Source organism: Bradyrhizobium sp. SMVTL-02, assembly GCF_051853005.1.
GTDB lineage: Bacteria > Pseudomonadota > Alphaproteobacteria > Rhizobiales > Xanthobacteraceae > Bradyrhizobium.
Map to the genome: position 1 here is coordinate 98,406 of NZ_CP182469.1, position 20,556 is coordinate 118,961.

Genomic DNA, 20,556 nt, shown 5'->3' on the forward strand with positions numbered 1-20,556 from the left:
GAGGGAGAATCGGAACCTTGCGGCCTCAGGCTAGCGCCATGAAGCGGCCTTAGCGAACGGTAAACTTGTGTGATGCGATATACTGTGCGGAATCATTACGTCCAGAGCGCATGAGCAAAGCGGCCTCCCCCTTGATCGAGCTCGCCAGCGCCGATCCCTCGATCGCGCGGGAGATGACGCGCTGGCTGTCGCATCTCGGCGCCGAGCGGCGGCTGTCGCCGAAGACGCTCGAGGCTTACGGCCGCGACTTGCGGCAGTGCCTGGATTTCCTCTGCACCCATTGGGGCGAGCGCGTGACGCTCGAGCGATTCGCCGCGCTGGAGGCGACGGACGTGCGCGCCTTCATGGCGATGCGCAGGGCCGACGACATCGCCGGCCGCTCGCTGATGCGCGCGCTGGCGGGCCTGCGCTCGTTCGGCCGTTTTCTCGAGCGCGAGGGCAAGGGCAAGGTCGGTGCATTGTCCGCGATCCGCGCGCCGAAAGTTGCGAAGAGCCTGCCGAAACCGCTGCCGATGGCATCGGCAAAGCGTCTTGCCGATGCCGACGAGCGCGCCGGCGAGGAACGCGAGACCTGGATCCTGGTGCGCGATGCCGCGGTGATGGCGCTGCTGTACGGCTCCGGCCTGCGCATCTCCGAAGCGCTCGGCCTGAAGCGCCGCGAGGTGCCGAAGCCCGGCGAAGGCGACGTGCTGGTCGTGACCGGCAAAGGCAACAAGACGCGCATGGTGCCGGTGCTGCAGAACGTGCTGGAGCTGGTGCAGGAATATGTTTCGATGTGCCCGTATCCGCTGCCCGCGGAAGGGCCGATCTTCGTCGGCGCGCGCGGCGGCCCACTCAGTCCGCGCATCATCCAGCTCGCGATGGAGCGGCTGCGCGGCGCGCTTGGGCTACCCGACAGCGCCACGCCGCACGCGCTCCGCCACTCCTTCGCCACACATCTGCTGTCGCGCGGCGGGGACTTGCGCGCCATCCAGGAACTGCTCGGCCATTCCTCGCTCTCGACCACGCAGATCTATACCGGGATCGATTCGGAGCGGCTCCTCGAAGTCTATGCCAGCGCGCATCCGCGACGCTGAATCCTGACATCAAGCTGTCATCCCGCGCATGCCTCTTGCGCGCCACCTGCGGTTCAGTCAATCGTGGGGAACCAGACAGGAGGTAACATGAGCGCACATGAAAGCATGGAGCATGCCGAGCACGCCGAGCACGCCTCCGGCTCGAACAAGAAGATCGCCCTTCTGATCGCCGTGCTGGCGCTGTTCCTTGCGATCTCGGAGACGCTCGGCAAGGGCGCCCAGACCGAATCGATCAGCAAGAACGTCGAGGCCGCCAATCTCTGGGCGTTTTTCCAGGCCAAGAGCATCCGCCGCACCGTGGTCGTGACCGCAGCCGAGCAGGGCAAGCTCACGCTGGCCGGTACCACCGACGATACCCTGAAGGCGACCGTGCAGAAGCAGGTCGACGACTGGACCAAGACCGCGGCGCGCTACCGCTCCGAGCCCGAGACCGGCGAAGGCACCGAGCAGCTCGCCGAGAAGGCCAAGCATGCCGAGCACGAGCGCGACGAGGCGACCGCGAAGTACCACCACTTCGAACTCGCATCCGCCGCCTTCCAGATCGGCATCGTGCTGGCGTCCGCCACCATCATCACCGGCATGATCGCGCTGGCCTATGTCGGCGGCGTGCTGACGCTCGCCGGCCTGATCATGACCGCCCTCGGCCTGTGGTGGCCGCATCTGCTGCATCTGCATTGAGGGGTTGAGGCAGGGTTCTCATCGCGTCATTGCGAGGAGCCTTTGCGACGAAGCAATCCAGACTGCCTCCGCGGAAAGACTCTGGATTGCTTCGCTGCGCTCGCAATGAGAGGATAGAGGCGCGTGCCTCTGGCAGCGCAGCTAGCGCGCTTCGTGCACGCTCTTGCGGAAGCGCTGGATCAAACGCAGCGTGCGGGCGGACCAGCCTTCGCCGTTACCGGCGACCAGCTCGCGGATGCGGCGCTTGATCGGGTCGACCAGCCCGTGCGCCTTGGCGCGCACCTTCAGCACGAGATCGTAGATCCGCTCGAACCAGGGCATCTCCAAAAGCTTGTCGCGCGTGACGTCGAACACGAAGGCGGTGACGCCGACGCCGGCGAGCTTTGCGAACACCATCGTGAAGACCGCGCTGGTCCAGTACTCGTGCGTGAGCAGCCACAGGCCGACCAGCTTGAGCGGAAACAGCGGAATGATCGGGACCGCGAACACGATCAGCGTCATGGCCGGCGACAGCGCGTCGACACGCTCCGTCAGCCATTGCTTGAAACGTGCGAGCGGGATGGCTGCGACAACCCGCGCGACGATCGGTTCGAGGTGGTCCCACAGCCAAGCTTCGATCAGGAAGACGATCGCAAGCAGGACCCAGACCGGTTGCAGAAGGCGGCGCAGCATGTGTTTCCCGCCCGATTCGTCGCTGGGCACGCGCCTACATATGGATGGCCCGCTTGCCGACCGCAAGCGCGGCCTCCTTGACGGCCTCCGAGCGGGTCGGATGGGCGTGGCAGGTCCGCGCGAGATCTTCCGCACTGCCACCAAACTCCATGAGAACGCAGGCTTCATGGATCATTTCGCCGGCTTCACGGCCGATAATGTGCACGCCGAGCACGCGATCGGTCTTCGCATCTGCGAGAATCTTCACAAAGCCATCGGTGGTCTGGTTGACCTTGGAGCGGCCGTTGGCGGTAAAGGGAAACTTCCCGACGGTATAGGCTGTGCCCGCCTGTTTCAGCTCCTCCTCGGTCTTGCCGACAGAGGACACTTCCGGCGTGGTATACACGACGCCCGGGATCACGTCGTAGTTCACGTGGCCGGCCTGACCGGCGATGATCTCGGCGACCGCAACGCCTTCGTCCTCGGCCTTGTGGGCGAGCATCGGGCCGGCGACGACGTCGCCGATGGCATAGACGCCCTTCAGGCTGGTGGCGAAATGCGGATCGATCTGCACGCGGCCGCGCGGGTCGAGCGCAACGCCGGCTTCCTTCAGGCCGAGCCCGTCCGTGTAGGGCGTGCGGCCGATGCAGACCAGAACGACGTCGGCCTCGATGGTCTCGGCGGCACCGCCCGCAGCCGGCTCGATCTTCGCGAGCAATGCCTTGCTGTTCGCTTCGACGCCGGTGACCTTCGAACCCAGCTTGAATGCGAATCCCTGCTTTTCAAGGATGCGCTGGAATTGCTTGGCGACCTCGCCGTCCATGCCGGGCAGAATGCGATCGAGGAATTCGACCACCATGACCTCGGATCCGAGCCGGCGCCACACAGAGCCAAGCTCGAGCCCGATCACGCCGGCGCCAATGACCAGCAATCTGCCGGGCACCTTCTCCAGCGATAGCGCGCCGGTCGAGGACACGATGCGCTTCTCGTCGATCTCGATGCCCTTCAGGCGCGCGATGTCGGAGCCGGTGGCGATCACGATGTTCCTGGTCTCGACAAGTTGCGACTTGCCGTCGGCGGAGACCTCGACCTTGCCCGTCCCCAAGATCTTGCCGGTGCCCTTGAGCACGTCGACCTTGTTCTTCTTCATCAGGAACTCGACGCCCTTGACGTTGCCGTCGATGCCCTGCTGCTTGAAGTTCATCATCGCGGGAAGATCGAGCTTCGGCGCGGAGACCGACACGCCCATCTTGGCGAAAGAATGCCCGGCTTCCTCGAACATCTCGGACGCATGCAGCAGTGCCTTGGACGGCATGCAGCCGACATTGAGACAGGTGCCGCCGAGCGTTGCGTTCTTTTCGACCACGGCGACCTTCATGCCGAGCTGGGCCGCGCGCACTGCGCAGACATAACCGCCCGGTCCGGTGCCGATGACGACGAGATCGTAGGTAGCCATGAGAGAAAGTCCCGTAGGTTTAGCGTGACGAGGATGTGTCAGCGTCCGCGCGGCGCGTCAGCGTCCGCCGGACACATCGAGAATGGCTGAGGTGACGTAGGAGGCCTCGTCCGACAGCAGCCAGACGATGGCATTGGCGATTTCGTCGGCGGTGCCGACGCGCTTCATCGGCACCATGTGGGCCAGACGATGGGCGCGGTCCGGCTCGCCGCCGGCGGCGTGTATCTCGGTGTCGATCAGGCCGGGACGGATCGCGGCGACGCGGATGCCTTCGTTCGCGACCTCGTAGCCGAGACCGACGGTGAAGGAATCGACCGCGCCCTTGGACGCGGCATAATCGACATAGGTGTTGGGGGCGCCGAGCCTCGCAGCAACCGACGACAGGTTGACGATGACGCCGCCCTTGCCGCCGTGCTTGGTTGACATCCGCTTCACCGCCTCGCGTGCGCAGAGGATCGAGCCAGTGACATTGACCGCCATCACGCGCTGGATGCGTTCGGCCGACATCTCGTCGACGCGCACGCCGCTCTTGCCGACGATGCCGCCATTGTTGACGAGCGCGCCGAGGGTGCCGAACCTGTCCGCTTCCTGGAACAGGTTGAGGATGTCGCTTTCCTCGGCGACATCGCATTTCACCGCGATGGCCTTGCCGTTGCTCGCCTCGATCTGCGCGACCACCTCGTCGGCCGCCGTCTTGTTGCTGGCATAGCCGACCACGACGCGAAAGCCGCGCGCGGCCGCCGCGATCGCGGTCGCACGGCCGATGCCGCGGCCGCCGCCGGTGATGACAACGACTTTATCCGTCACACGCGCCTCCATGGTTCGACACGCGCCGTCGCACGACAGAGCGACGGCGCTCGCAGAGCATCAGGGATCAGAGGTCCAGCACCAGCCGCGCCGGATCTTCAAGGCTCTCCTTGACGCGAACCAGGAAGGTGACGGCTTCCTTGCCGTCGATGACGCGGTGATCGTAGGACAGCGCCAGATACATCATCGGGCGGATCTCGATCTTGCCGCCGACGACCATCGGCCGCTCCTGGATCTTGTGCATGCCGAGAATGCCCGACTGCGGCGCGTTCAGGATCGGGGTCGACATCAGCGAGCCGTAGATGCCGCCATTGGTGATGGTGAAGGTGCCGCCCTGCATCTCGTCGATCTTGAGCTGGCCGTCACGGGCGCGGCGGCCGAAATCGGCGATGCTCTTCTCGATGTCGGAGATCGACTTTTGGTCGCAGTCACGCACCACGGGCACGACCAGGCCCTTGTCGGTGCCGACGGCGACGCCGATGTGATAGTAGTTCTTGTAGATCAGGTCGCTGCCGTCGATCTCGGCGTTGACTGCCGGGACGTCCTTCAGCGCCTGCACGACGGCCTTCGTGAAGAAGCCCATGAAGCCGAGCTTGGCGCCGTGCTTCTTCTCGAACGCGTCCTTGTAGTGGGCGCGCAGCGCCATGACGTTGGTCATGTCGACCTCGTTGAAGGTCGTGAGCATGGCCGCGGTGTTCTGCACGTCCTTGAGGCGGCGCGCGATGGTCTGGCGCAGGCGGGTCATCTTGACGCGCTCTTCGCGGGCGGCGTCGTCGGCCGGCGACGGCGCGCGCACCTGCACGGCGGCGGCGGGCTGGTTGACCGGCGTCGGTGCGGAGGCAGCACGCTCGATCGCAGCTAACATGTCGCCCTTGGTGACGCGGCCATCCTTGCCGGAGCCGGGAACGGTCGAAGCGTCGATACCGGTCTCGGCCGACAGCCTGCGCACGGACGGAGCGAGCGGCGCATCGACCGGCGGCGCCTTCGCGGCAGCGGCGGCAGCCGCCGGGGCCGCAGCAGCCTGAGCGGGCGCGGCGGCAGGCTTGGCGGGAGCAGCGGCGGGCTTGGCGGCGCCGGCACCGTCGGTGATCTGACCGAGCAGCGCACCCACGGCAACCGTCGCGCCATCGGCGGCGATGATCTCGCTCAGCGTGCCCGCGGAGGGCGCGGGGACCTCGATGGTGACCTTGTCGGTCTCGAGCTCCACCAAGGGCTCGTCGACGGCGACGGGATCGCCGGCCTTCTTGAACCAGCGGCCGATGGTAGCCTCGGTGACGGATTCGCCGAGCGTCGGCACACGAATTTCAGTCATGGTCTCTTCCTTAAGGGATCGCCGGTAGCAGTCATGAATTCAGGTGTCATCGGCCGGCGGAAAGCCGGCCTTCCAGCAAGCCGGGACGTTCGCACTCACGTCACGACGACTGGATGCCCCGCTCCGGTGCGCTGGTTGCGCACAAGGGGGGGCATGACGCAGTTCAAAAAGTTCAGCTCAGTGCTTCGTCCAGGAACGCCTTCAGCTGAGCCTGATGCTTGGACATCAGACCCGTGGCGGTCGCGGCGGAAGCGGCGCGGCCGACATAACGCGGACGCCGGCTCGCGCCGTTCACCTGGTTCAGCACCCATTCCAGATAGGGCTCGATGAAGTGCCAGGCACCCATGTTGCGGGGCTCTTCCTGGCACCACACCATCTCGGCCTTCTTGAAGCGCGACAGCTCGGCCACCAGCGCCTTCAGCGGCACCGGATAGAGCTGCTCGACGCGCATCAGGTAGATGTCGTCGATGCCGCGCTTCTCGCGCTCCTCGTAGAGGTCGTAGTAGACCTTGCCGGAGCACAGCACGATGCGGCGGATCTTCTCGTCCGGAACGAGCTTGATGGCTTCGTTCGGCAGCATCTGGGCGTCATCGTACAGGATGCGGTGGAAGGTCGTTCCCTTCGCGAGCTCCTCGAGACGCGACACCGCCCGCTTGTGACGCAGCAGCGACTTCGGCGTCATCATGATCAGCGGCTTGCGGATCTCGCGATGCAGCTGCCGGCGCAGCACGTGGAAATAGTTCGCCGGCGTGGTCGGGTAGACCACCTGCATGTTGTCTTCCGCGCACATCTGCAGGTAACGCTCGAGGCGCGCCGAGGAGTGCTCCGGACCCTGGCCCTCATAGCCGTGCGGCAGCAGGCAGACGAGGCCGGACATGCGCAGCCATTTGCGCTCGCCCGAAGAGATGAACTGGTCGAACACGACCTGCGCACCGTTGGCGAAGTCGCCGAACTGGGCTTCCCACAGCGTCAACGTGTTCGGCTCGGCGAGCGAGTAGCCGTATTCGAAGCCGAGCACCGCTTCTTCCGACAGCAGCGAGTTGATGACCTCGTAATGGCCCTGCTCGTGGCCGAGATGGTTGAACGGGGTGTAGCGGCTCTCGTCCTCCTGGTCGATCAGGACGGAGTGGCGCTGCGAGAAGGTGCCGCGCTCCGAATCCTGCCCGGACAGGCGGACGTGATGGTTTTCGTTGAGCAGCGAGCAGAACGCCAGCGCCTCGCCGGTTGCCCAGTCGATGCCGGTGCCGGTCTCGATCGCCTTGGAGCGGTTGTCGAGGAAACGCTGGATGGTGCGGTGAACGCGGAAGCCGTCAGGCACCTTGGTGATCTTGCGGCCGATATCCTTCAGCGTGGCGATGTCGACGCCTGTGACGCCGCGTCGTGCATCCTCTTCCTGGTCGGCGATCTTGAAGCCGGACCACTTGCCGTCGAGCCAGTCGGCCTTGTTCGGCTTGTAGGAGGTGCCGGCCTCGAACTCGGCATCGAGCCGCGCGCGCCAGTCGGCCTTCTGCTTGTCGACTTCACCCTCGGTGACCACGCCTTCGGCAATCAGGCGCTTGGCATAGAGAGTGAGGGTCGAGGGATGGGCGGCGATCCGCTTGTACATGACCGGCTGGGTGAACGCCGGCTCATCGCCCTCGTTGTGGCCGTAGCGACGATAGCACCACATGTCGATGACGACCGGCTTGTGGAACTTCTGACGGAATTCGGTCGCGACCTTGGCGGCGAACACGACGGCTTCCGGATCGTCGCCGTTCACGTGGAAGATCGGCGCATCGATCATCTTCGCCACATCCGACGGATAGGGCGAGGAGCGCGAGTAACGCGGATAGGTGGTGAAGCCGATCTGGTTGTTGACGATGAAGTGCACCGAGCCGCCGGTGCGGTAGCCCTTCAGGTCAGAGAGACCGAAGCACTCCGCGACCACGCCCTGGCCGGCGAACGCAGCGTCGCCGTGCATCAAGAGCGGCATCACCGAGATGCGCATATCAGGCGGATCGCCGTGCTGGTCCTGCTTGGCGCGGACCTTGCCGAGCACCACGGGATCGACGATCTCGAGATGCGAGGGGTTGGCGGTGAGCGACAGATGGATGCGGTTGCCGTCGAACTCGCGGTCCGAGGAGGCACCGAGGTGGTACTTGACGTCGCCCGAGCCTTCGACCGCGTCGGGGTTGGCCGAGCCGCCCTTGAATTCGTGGAACAGGGCGCGATGGGCCTTGCCCAACACCTGGGTCAGCACGTTGAGGCGGCCGCGATGCGGCATGCCGAGCACGATTTCTTTCACGCCGAGATTGCCGCCGCGCTTGATGATCTGCTCGAGCGCGGGGATCAGCGCTTCACCGCCATCGAGGCCGAAGCGCTTGGTGCCGGTGAACTTGGTGTCGCAGAACTTTTCGAAACCCTCGGCTTCGATCAGCTTCGTCAGGATGGCGCGGCGCCCTTCGGGAGTGAACGAGATCTCCTTATCGGGTCCCTCGATGCGCTCCTGGATCCAGGCCTTCTGCGCGGCATTGCTGATATGCATGAACTCAACGCCGAGCGTCTGGCAGTAGGTGCGCTCACAGATCGCCGTGATCTCGCGCAGCGTGCCGTATTCGAGGCCGAGCACGTGATCGAGGAAGATCTTGCGGTCGAAATCGGCTTCGCTGAAGCCGTAGGTGCGGGGATCGAGCTCTTCGCGGTTGCGCTGGGCTTCGATGCCAAGCGGATCGAGCTTGGCATGGAAGTGGCCGCGCATGCGGTAGGAGCGGATCAGCATCAGCGCGCGGACCGAGTCGCGCGTCGCCTGAAGCACGTCGGCGGAGGAGACGTCGGCGCCCTTGGCCTGCGCCTTGGAGGCGATCTTGGCACCGACCGCCTTCTCGACTTCCGCCCAATTGCCGTCGAGGGCAGACGTGAGCTCGTCCTTCGGCGTCAGCGGCCAGTTGTCCCGCTCCCAGGACGGCCCCTCGGCGTTCTTGCGGACGTCGGCGGGCTGGTCGTTGAGGCTCTTGAAGAACTCCTGCCACTCGGCGTCGACCGAGGACGGGTCCTGCTCATAGCGGGCGTAGATTTCGTCGATGTAGGTGGCGTTGGTGCCCTGCAAAAAGGATGACAGGGCAAAGGCTGCGTTCGCGTCCTGGCGAGACATACTTGAGTTCCTGGCGATTTCGGTTCGCGCATAACAAACGGCGCTGGCGCCGAGCTTCCCGACAGGGCTCGACGCGACAGGCACCCTTTACCCTATTTGCTGCGAAACTTCGCCCGGAAAAGCACGAAGAAATGAATTACCCTTTCAACTTTTCGGCAAGCGTGTGTCCGAGGCGGGCGGGCGACGGCGACACTGTAATCCCTGCCGATTTCATCGCTTCGGTCTTGGAACCTGCGTCGCCCTTGCCGCCTGAGATGATCGCGCCGGCATGTCCCATGCGGCGACCGGGAGGGGCGGTGACGCCGGCGATGAAGCCGACCATCGGTTTCTTGCGGCCGCGCTTGGCCTCGTCCTTGAGGAACTGGGCAGCGTCCTCCTCGGCGGAACCGCCAATCTCGCCGATCATGATGATCGATTCCGTCTTGGGGTCGGCCAGCAGCATTTCGAGCACGTCGATGAACTCGGTGCCCTTGACCGGGTCGCCGCCGATGCCGACCGCGGTGGTCTGGCCGAGGCCTTCCTGGGAGGTCTGGAACACCGCTTCGTAAGTGAGCGTGCCGGAGCGGGAGACGATGCCGACCGAGCCGGTCTTGAAGATGTTGGCCGGCATGATGCCGATCTTGCACTCGCCGGCGGTCATGACGCCCGGGCAGTTCGGCCCGATCAGGCGCGACTTGGAGCCGGTCAGCGAGCGCTTGACGCGGACCATGTCCAAGACCGGAATGCCTTCGGTGATGCAGACGATCAGCGGGATCTCGGCGTCGATGGCTTCGCAGATCGCATCCGCCGCGCCAGGCGGCGGCACGTAAATCACCGAGGCGTCGGCGCCGGTCTTCTCACGCGCCTCGCGCACGGTATCGAACACCGGCAGGCCCAGATGCGTCGAGCCGCCTTTGCCCGGCGAGGTGCCACCGACCATCTTGGTGCCGTAGGCGATCGCGGCCTCGGAGTGGAAGGTGCCGTTCTTGCCGGTGAAGCCCTGGCAGATGACCTTGGTGTTCTTGTCGATCAGGATGGACATGAGGTCTGCTTTCGCGAAACTAACAGAGTGAGGGGGTCAGTGGATGCGGCGGTAGACGCCGGTGAGGACGTCAGTCCAGCCTTCCGCGTCCGGCGAGAACTGGATCTTCAACGAGTAGGAATTGTCGTCGATGATCTCGTAGACATGGCGCGCATTGCCGCGGAGCGAGCCGCGCACCAGCGTCAGGGTCTTGCCGACCCATCCGCCGGAAGCGGGCGAGGGCGGCGTGTAGCCGAGCGAATCGTACCAGAACAATTTGTAGGTCCGGTCGTCGCGATCGAAGGTGAAGATGCCGTGGGTGGCAAAGCTCTGCTTGCCGTCGCGCATCTGGACCGCGTCCTGGATCAGATAAAATCCATTCAGGTCCATGCGCGCGACGACGCGAGAGGTGGCCGGCCCGCCCGCCGTCCAGCGCGACGGGAAGACCATCTCCTCACCATCCCATTCGCCCGCGAACGCGGCGAGGCGCGCGTGCTCGGGGAGCGGAGATGATGCGGCGAGATGGTCCTGGGCCATGGCCTCAGCCTCCCTTGACGGCCTTCACGATCTTCTGCGCGGCGTCGTCGAGATTGTCGGCCGGCACCACGTTCAGTCCGGATTCACGGATGATCTTCTTGCCGAGCTCGACATTGGTGCCTTCGAGGCGGACCACCAGCGGCACGCTGAGGCCGACTTCACGAACCGCAGCCGTGACCCCCTCGGCGATCACGTCGCACTTCATGATGCCGCCGAAGATGTTGACCAGAATGCCCTTCACGTTCGGATCGGCGGTGATGATCTTGAACGCGGCCGCGACCTTCTCCTTGCTGGCGCTGCCGCCGACGTCGAGGAAGTTCGCCGGGGCCATGCCGTAGAGCTTGATGATGTCCATCGTCGCCATGGCAAGTCCGGCGCCGTTGACCATGCAGCCGATGTTGCCGTCGAGGGTGACGTAGTTGAGGTCGTACTTGGAGGCCTCGATCTCCTTGGCGTCTTCCTCGGTCTCGTCGCGCAGCGCGAGGACCTCGGGGTGACGGAACAGCGCGTTGTCGTCGAACGACACCTTGGCGTCGAGCACGCGGAGCTGGCCCTGCCTGGTCACGACCAGCGGGTTGATCTCCAGCATCGACATGTCCTTGGCGACGAAGGCGGCGTAGAGCTGCGCGGTGAGCTTTTCCGCCTGCTTGGCGAGATCGCCGGAGAGCTTCAGCGCATTCGCAACCGTGCGGCCGTGATGGCCCATCACGCCGGTGGCGGGATCGACGGAGAAGGTCACGATCTTCTCAGGTGTGTTGTGCGCGACGTCCTCGATGTTGACGCCACCTTCGGTCGAGACGACGAAGGAGACGCGCGAGGTCTCGCGGTCGACCAGGATTGAGAGGTAGAACTCCTTGTCGATGTCCGAGCCGTCCTCGACATAGAGGCGGTTGACCTGCTTGCCGGCAGGGCCGGTCTGCACCGTCACCAGCGTGGCGCCCAGCATCTGCTTGGCGAACTCGGAGACTTCCGAGGCCGACTTGGCGATGCGGACGCCGCCCTTGTCGCCCGCCGAGGCTTCCTTGAACTTGCCCTTGCCGCGGCCACCGGCATGGATCTGGCTCTTCACCACCCAGACCGGACCGGGCAGCGCCTTGGCGGCGGCTTCCGCGTCGGCCGCCTTGAGGACCGGCACGCCCTTGGAGATCGGCACGCCGAACTCACCCAGCAGCGCTTTGGCCTGATATTCATGGATATTCATATGGTCGCTCCCTGAACCCGCGGGCGGTGACCTCTTGGGCCCACCTCAGTCTTGTGTCTGGCATACCATATACCACAGGAACTGCAACCCGGATTCTTTGACATCGATCGAGATCTGGACGGCTTGGACGGAACTCGCCCGGCAGCGGGTCCCGGAATTGAAACCGCCGAAGACCGGTTTTTCGATCTTCGGCGGGGTATTGTTGGAGCCTTAGCGGCCGAGAAGATCGGGTGCGATCTTCTTGCAGGCATCGACCAGGCCCTGCACGGCACCGACCGATTTGTCGAAGGCCTCGCGGTCCTTGCCGGCGAGTTCGATCTCGACGACGCGCTCGACACCCTTGGAGCCGATCACGACGGGCACGCCGACATACATGTCCTTCACGCTGTATTCGCCGTTCAGGTACGCGGCGCAGGGCAGGACGCGCTTCTTGTCCTTCAGGTAGCTCTCGGCCATCGCGATCGCGGAAGCGGCGGGGGCGTAGAAGGCCGAGCCGGTCTTGAGCAAATTGACGATCTCGGCGCCGCCGTTGCGGGTGCGGTCGACGATCTCGTCAAGGCGCGCCTGCGAGGTCCAGCCCATTTTGACGAGGTCGGGCAGCGGAATGCCGGCGACGGTGGAGTACTTCACCAGCGGCACCATGGTGTCGCCGTGGCCGCCGAGCACGAAGGCGGTGACGTCTTCGACCGAGACGTTGAATTCGTCGGCCAGGAAGTAGCGGAAGCGCGCCGAGTCGAGCACGCCGGCCATGCCGACGACCTTCTTGTGCGGCAGGCCGCTCGCCTTCTGCAGGGCCCAGACCATCGCGTCGAGCGGGTTGGTGATGCAGATGACGAAGGCGTCAGGGGCGTACTTCTTGATGCCGGCACCGACCTGCTCCATGACCTTGAGGTTGATGGAGAGGAGGTCGTCGCGGCTCATGCCGGGCTTGCGCGGCACGCCGGCGGTGACGATGCAGACCTTGGCGTTGTCGAGCGCTTCGTAGGAGTTCGCGCCGGCGTAGCGGGCGTCGAAGCCGTCGACGGGCGAGGACTGCGCGATGTCGAGCGCCTTGCCCTGCGGCACGCCCTCGGCGATGTCGAACATCACGACGTCGCCCAGTTCTTTCAGGCCGATGAGATGAGCCAGCGTTCCGCCGATCTGACCGGAGCCAATCAAAGCAATCTTGTCGCGCGCCATGTGAACCTGTCCTTTAGACATCCGAAGGAGGGAAAACTGATGGGTGGTTATCCCTTTCGCTTCCCGCGTTCAAGTCGGCGAATGCCCATTTGTCGGGCTGGGCGCGATGGCAGCCAGCATACCCTTCCGTCATTCCGGGATGCGCCGACAGGCGCAGGTCCGGAATCCATCGGGCGGCAGAGTGGGGCGGCGCGATGGGATTCCGGGCTCGCGACTTTGTCGCGCCCCGGAATGACGCCGGCGAAGATGATGGAATAGGACTTAAGTCTCCACCAGGCCCTTGGTGGAGCCGCTGGCAGTGGAATCCTTGCGGCCGTGAGCCAGCGCCAGATAGGATTCCGAGCTCATCTCGATCAGGCGCGACGCCGTCCGCTTGAACTCCATGGCCTCGTTGCCCTCGGTGGCGAGGTAGAGCGAGATCGGGTTGGCATCGGCCGAGGCCATCAGCTTCACGGCATTGTCATAGAGCGTATCGATCAGCGTGATGAAGCGCTTGGCGGCGTTGCGCTGGGAGAAGTCCATCACTGGAATATGGTCGACCAGGATGGTGTGATAGTCGTGCGCCAGCCTGAGGTAGTCGGATGCACCGAGCGGCTTCTCGCAGAGATCGGCGAAGGAGAACCGTGCCACGCCGTGCGCCGAGCACGGCACGTGCAGGATGCGGCCCTTGATCGAGATGTCGCGCGATCTGCATTTGGCGCCGCCTGACATCTTCGACCAGGCGCGGTCGAGCGCGGCATCCGCATCGCCATCGGCCGGTGTCAGCCACATCGGCACGCCCTGCAGCTTCTCCAGCCGGAAGTCGGTGCGCGCATCGAGCCGCGCGACGTCCATGTGGTCGGTGATCTGCTTGATGAAGGGCAGGAACAGCGAGCGGTTCAGGCCGCCCTTGTAGAGATCGTCGGGCGCGACGTTCGAGGTCGCGACCACGACGGTGCCGAGCTCGAACAGTTTTGCGAACAGGCGTCCCAGGATCATGGCGTCCGCGATGTCGGTGACGTGGAATTCGTCGAAGCAGAGCAGCCAGCTCTCCTCGAAGATCGCCGTCGCCGTCAGCGCAATGACGTCGCCGTCGGCGATCTCGCCGCGCGCGATGCTCTGGCGATAATCGTAGATGCGCTCATGCACATCCGCCATGAATTCGTGGAAATGCGCGCGGCGCTTGTGCTCGACCGAGGAGTGCTGGAAGAACAGGTCCATCAGCATGGTCTTGCCGCGGCCGACCTCGCCATGGATGTAGAGCCCGCGCGGCGCCTCGTCCTTGTCGCTGCTGCTGAACAGGCGGCTGAGCAGCCCTTGCTTGCGCGCGGGCTTGTAAGCGGCGAGCCGCTGGTCGAGCGCCGCATAGGCCTCGGCGACCTCGGCCTGCGCAGCATCGGGCTCGATCGCGCCCGATGCGATCTCGGCCTGGTATGCCTCGCGGAATGAGGAGTTTTCGGTGGAGAGCATGGCCCCTTACGGCCAGAGATGGGCGGAAATTGCAAGCCGTGAAATGGTGGACGGGGTATGCGCGCTTCTTCTCCCTCGCCCGTTCTGGGCCGTGACGAACTTCGTTCGCTCCGAGAGGGTCGGGGTGGGTTCTATCCGCGTATGAGATCCATCGAAGGACCTGTAGCCCCTCACCCGGATCGCAAGAGCGATCCGACTCTCCCCGCCAGCGGGGAGAGGTGAAGAGCTACTCACAGAGTTCGTAGGCGTCCTCGACGACATAGGGGCCGCCGCCCGTCGATGCGCGCGAGGAGAACAGCACGAAACGTTCGGCGGTGAAGGCCTTGCTCGGGAAGTAGCCGCGCAGCGACAGATAGTCGGCGACGTCGCGGTCGGAAGCGTCGTGCAACCGCGCCAGCGTCACGTGCGGGATGTACTTGCGTCCCTCCGGATCGAGGCCGATCCGCTGCATCATGCGCTCGAGTTCGGCCTGCAATTCCATCAGCGGCTTGCTCGGCGCGATGGTGGCGACCACCGCGCGCGGCTTGCGGCCACCGAAGCTGGTCAGCCCTTGCACCTTCACCTCGAACGGCTTGCGGTCGACGCGAAACAGCATCGAGGCGATCTCGTTGGCGGAGACGCCGTCGATATCGCCGATGAAGCGCAGGGTGACGTGATAATTTTCGGGATCGATCCACCGGGCGCCGGGAAGGCCGCCCCTAAGATTGGAAAGCGACTGGCCGATGTCGGCCGGAATTTCCAGACCAGTGAACAAACGCGGCATCGTTTCGCACTCCCGATGCTTGGGCACGGCCCTCGAGGCGAGGACCATATCCAAATTAGAGCCGGCGACGAATCACCGGTAACCTGATTCCTATCGCAGTTGTGTGACTCTGCGAAGCTTCGCGCGCCCAACCCCGGGAAAACCCTGGGAATTAGGGTTAGCGCTGCCTGCTTTTCAACGCCGTTGCTCGGTTATCGTGCCAATGAATGCCTCCACCATGGGCATGATGTTGCCGACGATGATGTCGACGCCCGCCGCGGTCGGATGGATGCCGTCGGCCTGGTTGAGCTTGGCGTCGGCTGCGACGCCCGCGAGGAAGAACGGATAGAGCGGCACTCCGAATTCCTTGGCCAGATCCGGATAAATCGAATTGAAGCGCGCTGCGTAGTCGGCCCCGTAATTTGGCGGCGCCAGCATGCCGCACAGCATCACTGGAATCTTGCGCGCCTTGAGCCGCTGCACGATGTCGGTCAGCGCCGTGCGCGTCAGGGCGGGATCGATGCCGCGCAGCGCGTCGTTGGCGCCGAGTTCGACGATGACGCCATCGGTTCCATCGGGGACCGACCAGTCGAGCCGGTCGCGGCCGCCGGAGGCGGTGTCGCCCGACACCCCGGCATTGGTCATGTCGACCGCTATGCCTTTGTCCTGCAAGGCTTTTTGGAGCTTTTGGGGAAACGCCTCCCGGGCCGGGAGGCCGAGCCCGGCGCTCAAGGAATCGCCGAGAACGACAAGCTTGACCGGCTTTGTCGCGTCCGCCCCGGCCGGGTTCGCAATTGTCATGAAGGCGAGCACCAACACGGCTATGTGCATGAACAATCCGTAACGCCTCTCGACCGCGCTATCGGAGTTGCCATATGACCGGACCATGGACACCTATTCCTCTTCGCTCGCCACGACCGCGATGGACACCATCGCCATCTCCAACGTCAATCTCTCATTGGGCACGGGCGCGGCGCGCGTTCACATCCTCAAGGATATCAGCCTGCGCGTCGCCTCGGGCGAGACGATCGGTCTGATCGGCCCGTCAGGGTCGGGCAAATCCACGCTGCTGATGCTGATGGCGGGGCTGGAGCGTCCTGATAGCGGAGAGGTGGTGGTCAATGGCACGCCTTTCAATGCCCTCGACGAGGACGCGCTGGCCCGCTTCCGCGGCCGCCAGGTCGGCATCGTCTTCCAGTCGTTCCATCTGATCCCGACCATGACGGCACTGGAGAACGTCGCCGTGCCGCTCGAGCTCGCCGGCAATCCGGACGCCGGCAAGCGCGCGGCGGAGGAGCTGCAATCGGTCGGCCTCGGGGATCGCCTGCATCATTATCCGAGCCAGCTCTCCGGCGGCGAGCAGCAGCGCGTCGCGCTCGCGCGCGCGCTGGCGCCGGATCCCGCCATCCTGGTCGCGGACGAGCCGACCGGCAATCTCGATGAAGCCACCGGAAAGCAGATCGTCGACCTGCTCTTCACCAAGCATGCCGAGCGCGGCATGACCTTGGTGCTGGTGACGCACGATTCCTCGCTGGCGCATCGCTGCGATCGCGTCATCCGTCTGCGCTCCGGGCGCATCGACACGCAGTCCGCGCCCGCATGAGCGCTGCTGCCGAACCGTTCGCGAAGCCGAACGCCGTCGCACTGTCGCTGCGCTATGCGCTGCGCGAATTGCGCGGGGGCCTGCGCGGCTTCTACGTCTTCATCGCCTGCATCGCGCTCGGCGTGATGGCGATCGCCGGCGTCGGCTCCGTCTCGGCGAGCCTGTCCGACGGCCTCGCCCGCGAGGGCCGCACGCTGCTCGGCGGCGACGTCTCGTTCGTGCTGTTTCAGCGCGAGGCCAAGCCCGACGAGGTCGCGTTCCTGCGCTCGCGCGGCGCCGTCTCGACCGCCGCCACCCTGCGCGGCATGGCGCGCTCGGCCGACGGCAAGCTGGCGCTGGTCGAGATGAAGGCGGTCGATGGCACCTATCCGATGCTGGGGCAGTTGACACTGGCGCCACAGCTGGCGATGTCCGATCTGCTCGCCGAGCACGACGGCGCATTCGGCGCCGCCGCCGATCCGACTCTGCTGGCACGCCTCTCGCTCAAGGCCGGCGACCGCGTCACCATTGGATCTGCGACCTTCCAGATCCGCTCGACCGTCGAGGCCGAGCCCGACAAGCTCGCCGGCGGCATCGGCTTCGGCCCGCGCTTTTTGATCAGCGAGGATGCCTTGCGCGCCACCGGCCTGATCCAGCCCGGCAGCCTGGTGCGCTGGGTCTACCGGGTGAAGCTGCCCGATACCGCCAACAGCGAGCGCGCCACCGAGGCCTTCATCGCAGACGCGCGCAACGCCGCGCCGCAGGCCGGCTGGGAGATCCGCAGCCGCTCCAATGCCTCGCCGCAGCTGGAGCGCAACATCAACCGCTTCACGCAGTTCCTGACGCTGGTCGGCCTCGCCGCGCTGCTGGTCGGCGGCGTCGGCGTCGCCAATGCAGTGAAGAGCCATATCGACCGCAAGCTCGAGGTGATCGCCGCCTTCAAGGCGGTCGGCGCCACCGGCCGTGACGTGTTCGGCATCTATCTGGCGCAAGTGATCCTGCTGGCCGCGATCGGGTCCGTGATCGGGCTTACGCTCGGCGCCGCCATGCCGTTCGCCATCGTCGGGCTGTTCGGCAAGCTGCTGCCGCTGCCGGTGGTGCCGGCCGTGCATGCAGACGAGCTCGCGCTGTCCTTCGTCTACGGCCTGCTCACCGCGCTCGCCTTCGGCCTGTGGCCGCTCGGGCGCGTGCACGACGTGCCGGTAGCGGCGCTGTTTCGCGACACCATCAGCTCCGAATGGCACCGGCCGCGGGCGAGCTACCTCCTGTTCATGGGCGTCGTGATCGTCCTGCTCGTCGCGGTCGTGATCGGGCTTTCGTTCGACAAGCGCATCGCCGCCGTGTTCGTGGCCTCCTCCGTCGTCGTGTTCGCCCTGCTGCGCGGCATCGCCGCCCTCTTGATGACAACCACGCGGCGGCTGCCGCGGACGCGGCTGCCGATGCTGCGGCTTGCGATCGCCAACATCCACCGGCCGGGCGCGCTGACGCCCTCGGTGGTGCTGTCGCTGGGTCTCGGGCTCGCCGTGCTCGTCACCATCACCCAGATCGACGGCAATCTGCGCCGGCAGTTCCTCGCGGCGCTGCCCGACCGGGCGCCGTCGTTCTTCTTCATCGACATCCCGAGCACGCAGGCCGAGCGGTTCGACGGCTATCTGCGCCAGATCGCCCCTGGCGCGAAGGTCGAGGACGTGCCGATGCTGCGCGGGCGCATCGTCGCCGCGCGCGGCGTGCGGGCCGAGGAGCTCAAGCCCACCACCGATTCCGAATGGGTCCTGCAGAGCGACCGCGGCCTGACCTATACGGCCGAGATGCCGAAGGGCTCCAAGGTGGTCGAAGGCGAGTGGTGGAGCGCGGACTATTCCGGCCCGCCGCTGGTCTCGATGGAGAAGAAGATCGCCGACGGGCTCGGCCTCAAGCTCGGCGACGAGGTCGTGGTCAACGTGCTCGGCCGCGACATCCCGGCGAAGATCAGCAATCTGCGCAACATCGACTGGCAGGGGATGGGCATCAATTTCGTCCTGGTGTTCTCGCCCAACGCCTTCAGGGGCGCACCCCACACCCACATCGCGACGCTGACCGAGGCGGGCGGCGACGCCGCCGGCGACGGCAAGATCATCAAGCAGGTGGCCGACGCCTACCCCATGGTGACGAGCGTGCGCGTGCGCGAGGTGATGGAGACGGTCGGCTCGGTCGTGACCAATCTGGCCCTGGCGATCCGCGGCGCCAGCGCCGTGACCCTGATCTCGGCGATCCTGGTGCTGGGCGGGGCGCTCGCCGCCGGCCACCGTCACCGGGTCTACGATGCGGTAATCCTGAAGACCCTGGGCGCGACCCGGCTGCGGCTGCTCGGCGCCTATGCGCTCGAATACCTCCTGATCGGGCTCGCCACGGCGGTGTTCGGCGTGATCGCCGGCAGCATCGCGGCCTGGATGATCGTGACGCGGCTGATGACGCTCAGCTTCGTCTGGCAGGCCGGCAGCGCGGCCGGCGTGGTGGCGGCCGCCCTGGTCGTCACGGTCGGGCTCGGGCTGGCCGGCACGCTGCTGGCGTTGAACAAAAAGCCCGCCACGGTGTTGCGAAATTTGTGACAAATGGTAGCGGGCGGCCGCGCGGGTGCGAAATCGCACGATTCCTGCGATTAACCACGTCCGCCCGTCGGGATTGCAGCCAAGGGCGACATTCAGCCGCGCGTGGACGGTTGCAGCGGATGTGTTAGTTTCCCACATATCGAATGGGTTCGGAGCCCCATTGTTAGCCAAAATTTAGTCGGCAGGCAGCGGTATCCGAGATAGAGTTTGACGAACCGGCGGCATGGCGACCCTCATGCCGGACCGGCCAACCAACGGGAATTCGACCATGTCCGACCTAGACCGTAACTACGCTTCTCCCTTCGGCAGGGCCGCCGGGCGTGTCGACGCCGCGACGGTCGATGCCGGCCTGCGCGCTTATATGCTGCGCATCTACAACTACATGAGCATTGGCCTCGCCATCACGGGCCTGGCCGCGCTCGGCGTCTACATGGCCGCCGTGACCGACGTCCCGACGGCGGACGCCGTTCGCGTCGGCAAGCTGTTCCTGACGCCGTTCGGCTACGCGATGTTCGTCAGCCCCCTGAAGTGGCTGTTCATGCTCGCGCCGCTGGCGATGGTGTTCGTGATCTCCGCGGGCATCAACCGCCTCGCCCCCTCGACCGCCCAGATCCTGTTCTGGGTGTTCTCGGCGCTGATGGGCATCTCGCTGTCGTCGATCTTCCTGGTGTTCACCCACACCTCGATCGTGCGGGTGTTCTTCATCACCGCGGCGACCTTCGGTGCGCTCAGCCTCTACGGCTACACCACCAAGCGTGACCTGACCGGCATGGGCTCATTTTTGTTCATGGGCCTGATCGGCATCATCATCGCGAGCCTGGTGAACCTGTTCCTGGCGAGCTCGATGCTGCAGTTCATCGTGTCGGTGGTCGGCGTGCTGGTGTTCGCGGGCCTCACCGCCTGGGATACGCAGCGGCTGAAGAACGACTACATCTACGGCTACGCCTCGGCCGGCGGTGACATCGCAGAGCGTGCGGCCATCACCGGCGCACTGTCGCTGTACCTGAACTTCATCAACCTGTTCACGCTGCTGCTGCAGCTCCTCGGCCAGCGCGACTGAGCGATAGACCCGAGAGAACGACACGAACCCCGGCCGCGCGGCCGGGGTTTTTGTTTGCGCCCCGGTAGCAGCCACAAACACCGTCATTGTGAGTGCAGCGGTCGCGGT

17 protein-coding genes are annotated in these 20,556 nt (G+C 65.3%); 5 read left to right on the forward strand and 12 right to left on the reverse strand.

Going from position 1 to position 20,556, the window contains the following annotated elements:
• Positions 1-110 precede the first annotated feature (110 nt).
• Positions 111-1,076 (forward strand): tyrosine recombinase XerC, encoded by a 966-nt coding sequence (locus tag ACNJYB_RS00410; protein ID WP_439372191.1) that lies wholly within the window; start codon positions 111-113, stop codon positions 1,074-1,076.
• 87 nt (positions 1,077-1,163) lie between these two features.
• Positions 1,164-1,754 (forward strand): DUF4337 domain-containing protein, encoded by a 591-nt coding sequence (locus tag ACNJYB_RS00415; RefSeq protein WP_439372192.1) that lies wholly within the window; start codon positions 1,164-1,166, stop codon positions 1,752-1,754.
• A gap of 141 nt (positions 1,755-1,895) precedes the next feature.
• Here ACNJYB_RS00415 and ACNJYB_RS00420 read toward each other — a convergent pair whose 3' ends face one another.
• From ACNJYB_RS00420 to ACNJYB_RS00475, 12 genes are all read right to left on the reverse strand, one after another.
• Positions 1,896-2,426, reverse strand: a complete 531-nt coding sequence (locus ACNJYB_RS00420) for a hypothetical protein (RefSeq protein WP_439372194.1) — start codon at positions 2,424-2,426, stop codon at positions 1,896-1,898.
• A 34-nt stretch (positions 2,427-2,460) separates the two neighbouring features.
• Positions 2,461-3,861 (reverse strand): dihydrolipoyl dehydrogenase, encoded by a 1,401-nt coding sequence (gene lpdA, locus ACNJYB_RS00425; protein ID WP_439372195.1) that lies wholly within the window; start codon positions 3,859-3,861, stop codon positions 2,461-2,463.
• Positions 3,862-3,918: 57 nt separating this feature from the next.
• Entirely contained in the window at positions 3,919-4,680 is a 762-nt protein-coding gene (locus ACNJYB_RS00430) for an SDR family oxidoreductase (RefSeq protein ID WP_439372197.1), read from the reverse strand.
• Between the two features lie 55 nt (positions 4,681-4,735).
• Positions 4,736-5,980, reverse strand: a complete 1,245-nt coding sequence (odhB, locus tag ACNJYB_RS00435; protein ID WP_439372199.1) for a 2-oxoglutarate dehydrogenase complex dihydrolipoyllysine-residue succinyltransferase — start codon at positions 5,978-5,980, stop codon at positions 4,736-4,738.
• Positions 5,981-6,152: 172 nt separating this feature from the next.
• Positions 6,153-9,110 (reverse strand): 2-oxoglutarate dehydrogenase E1 component, encoded by a 2,958-nt coding sequence (locus ACNJYB_RS00440; protein WP_439372200.1) that lies wholly within the window; start codon positions 9,108-9,110, stop codon positions 6,153-6,155.
• A gap of 136 nt (positions 9,111-9,246) precedes the next feature.
• Entirely contained in the window at positions 9,247-10,131 is an 885-nt protein-coding gene (gene sucD, locus ACNJYB_RS00445) for a succinate--CoA ligase subunit alpha (protein WP_439372201.1), read from the reverse strand.
• A 36-nt stretch (positions 10,132-10,167) separates the two neighbouring features.
• On the reverse strand, positions 10,168-10,647 hold the full coding sequence (locus ACNJYB_RS00450; protein ID WP_439372203.1) for a DUF1579 family protein: 480 nt from the start codon (positions 10,645-10,647) through the stop codon (positions 10,168-10,170).
• Positions 10,648-10,651: 4 nt separating this feature from the next.
• Positions 10,652-11,848 (reverse strand): ADP-forming succinate--CoA ligase subunit beta, encoded by a 1,197-nt coding sequence (gene sucC, locus ACNJYB_RS00455; RefSeq protein ID WP_439372204.1) that lies wholly within the window; start codon positions 11,846-11,848, stop codon positions 10,652-10,654.
• Between the two features lie 210 nt (positions 11,849-12,058).
• The gene (mdh, locus tag ACNJYB_RS00460; RefSeq protein WP_439372206.1) at positions 12,059-13,027 is read right to left on the reverse strand and encodes a malate dehydrogenase; all 969 of its coding nucleotides are present in this window, start codon (positions 13,025-13,027) and stop codon (positions 12,059-12,061) included.
• A gap of 261 nt (positions 13,028-13,288) precedes the next feature.
• Positions 13,289-14,476, reverse strand: a complete 1,188-nt coding sequence (gene zapE, locus ACNJYB_RS00465; protein ID WP_439372207.1) for a cell division protein ZapE — start codon at positions 14,474-14,476, stop codon at positions 13,289-13,291.
• Between the two features lie 226 nt (positions 14,477-14,702).
• On the reverse strand, positions 14,703-15,239 hold the full coding sequence (gene thpR / locus ACNJYB_RS00470; protein ID WP_439372208.1) for an RNA 2',3'-cyclic phosphodiesterase: 537 nt from the start codon (positions 15,237-15,239) through the stop codon (positions 14,703-14,705).
• A gap of 174 nt (positions 15,240-15,413) precedes the next feature.
• Positions 15,414-16,049, reverse strand: coding sequence for an arylesterase (locus ACNJYB_RS00475; RefSeq protein ID WP_439372209.1), 636 nt, complete (start codon positions 16,047-16,049; stop codon positions 15,414-15,416).
• Positions 16,050-16,104: 55 nt separating this feature from the next.
• Between ACNJYB_RS00475 and ACNJYB_RS00480 the strand changes: the two genes are divergently transcribed.
• The 3 genes from ACNJYB_RS00480 to ACNJYB_RS00490 all read left to right on the forward strand — a co-directional run bounded on the left by ACNJYB_RS00480 (position 16,105) and on the right by ACNJYB_RS00490 (position 20,448).
• Positions 16,105-16,821 carry an ABC transporter ATP-binding protein gene (locus tag ACNJYB_RS00480; protein ID WP_439372210.1) on the forward strand — a complete coding sequence of 239 codons (717 nt, stop codon included), beginning with the start codon at positions 16,105-16,107 and terminating at the stop codon, positions 16,819-16,821.
• The gene (locus ACNJYB_RS00485) at positions 16,818-19,388 is read left to right on the forward strand and encodes an ABC transporter permease (RefSeq protein ID WP_439372211.1); all 2,571 of its coding nucleotides are present in this window, start codon (positions 16,818-16,820) and stop codon (positions 19,386-19,388) included. The genes ACNJYB_RS00480 and ACNJYB_RS00485 overlap by 4 nt, the downstream gene beginning before the upstream one ends.
• A 268-nt stretch (positions 19,389-19,656) precedes the next feature.
• Positions 19,657-20,448, forward strand: coding sequence for a Bax inhibitor-1/YccA family protein (locus ACNJYB_RS00490; RefSeq protein WP_026312126.1), 792 nt, complete (start codon positions 19,657-19,659; stop codon positions 20,446-20,448).
• The last annotated feature ends 108 nt before the right edge of the window (positions 20,449-20,556 follow it).

Coding starts and splice junctions, on each gene's coding strand:
- ACNJYB_RS00410 (WP_439372191.1), top strand. CDS start 111: ATGAGCAAAGCGGCCTCCCCCTTGATCGAGCTCGCCAGCGCCGATCCC.
- ACNJYB_RS00415 (WP_439372192.1), top strand. CDS start 1,164: ATGAGCGCACATGAAAGCATGGAGCATGCCGAGCACGCCGAGCACGCC.
- ACNJYB_RS00420 (WP_439372194.1), bottom strand. CDS start 2,426: ATGCTGCGCCGCCTTCTGCAACCGGTCTGGGTCCTGCTTGCGATCGTC.
- lpdA (WP_439372195.1), bottom strand. CDS start 3,861: ATGGCTACCTACGATCTCGTCGTCATCGGCACCGGACCGGGCGGTTAT.
- ACNJYB_RS00430 (WP_439372197.1), bottom strand. CDS start 4,680: ATGGAGGCGCGTGTGACGGATAAAGTCGTTGTCATCACCGGCGGCGGC.
- odhB (WP_439372199.1), bottom strand. CDS start 5,980: ATGACTGAAATTCGTGTGCCGACGCTCGGCGAATCCGTCACCGAGGCT.
- ACNJYB_RS00440 (WP_439372200.1), bottom strand. CDS start 9,110: ATGTCTCGCCAGGACGCGAACGCAGCCTTTGCCCTGTCATCCTTTTTG.
- sucD (WP_439372201.1), bottom strand. CDS start 10,131: ATGTCCATCCTGATCGACAAGAACACCAAGGTCATCTGCCAGGGCTTC.
- ACNJYB_RS00450 (WP_439372203.1), bottom strand. CDS start 10,647: ATGGCCCAGGACCATCTCGCCGCATCATCTCCGCTCCCCGAGCACGCG.
- sucC (WP_439372204.1), bottom strand. CDS start 11,848: ATGAATATCCATGAATATCAGGCCAAAGCGCTGCTGGGTGAGTTCGGC.
- mdh (WP_439372206.1), bottom strand. CDS start 13,027: ATGGCGCGCGACAAGATTGCTTTGATTGGCTCCGGTCAGATCGGCGGA.
- zapE (WP_439372207.1), bottom strand. CDS start 14,476: ATGCTCTCCACCGAAAACTCCTCATTCCGCGAGGCATACCAGGCCGAG.
- thpR (WP_439372208.1), bottom strand. CDS start 15,239: ATGCCGCGTTTGTTCACTGGTCTGGAAATTCCGGCCGACATCGGCCAG.
- ACNJYB_RS00475 (WP_439372209.1), bottom strand. CDS start 16,049: ATGCACATAGCCGTGTTGGTGCTCGCCTTCATGACAATTGCGAACCCG.
- ACNJYB_RS00480 (WP_439372210.1), top strand. CDS start 16,105: ATGGACACCTATTCCTCTTCGCTCGCCACGACCGCGATGGACACCATC.
- ACNJYB_RS00485 (WP_439372211.1), top strand. CDS start 16,818: ATGAGCGCTGCTGCCGAACCGTTCGCGAAGCCGAACGCCGTCGCACTG.
- ACNJYB_RS00490 (WP_026312126.1), top strand. CDS start 19,657: ATGTCCGACCTAGACCGTAACTACGCTTCTCCCTTCGGCAGGGCCGCC.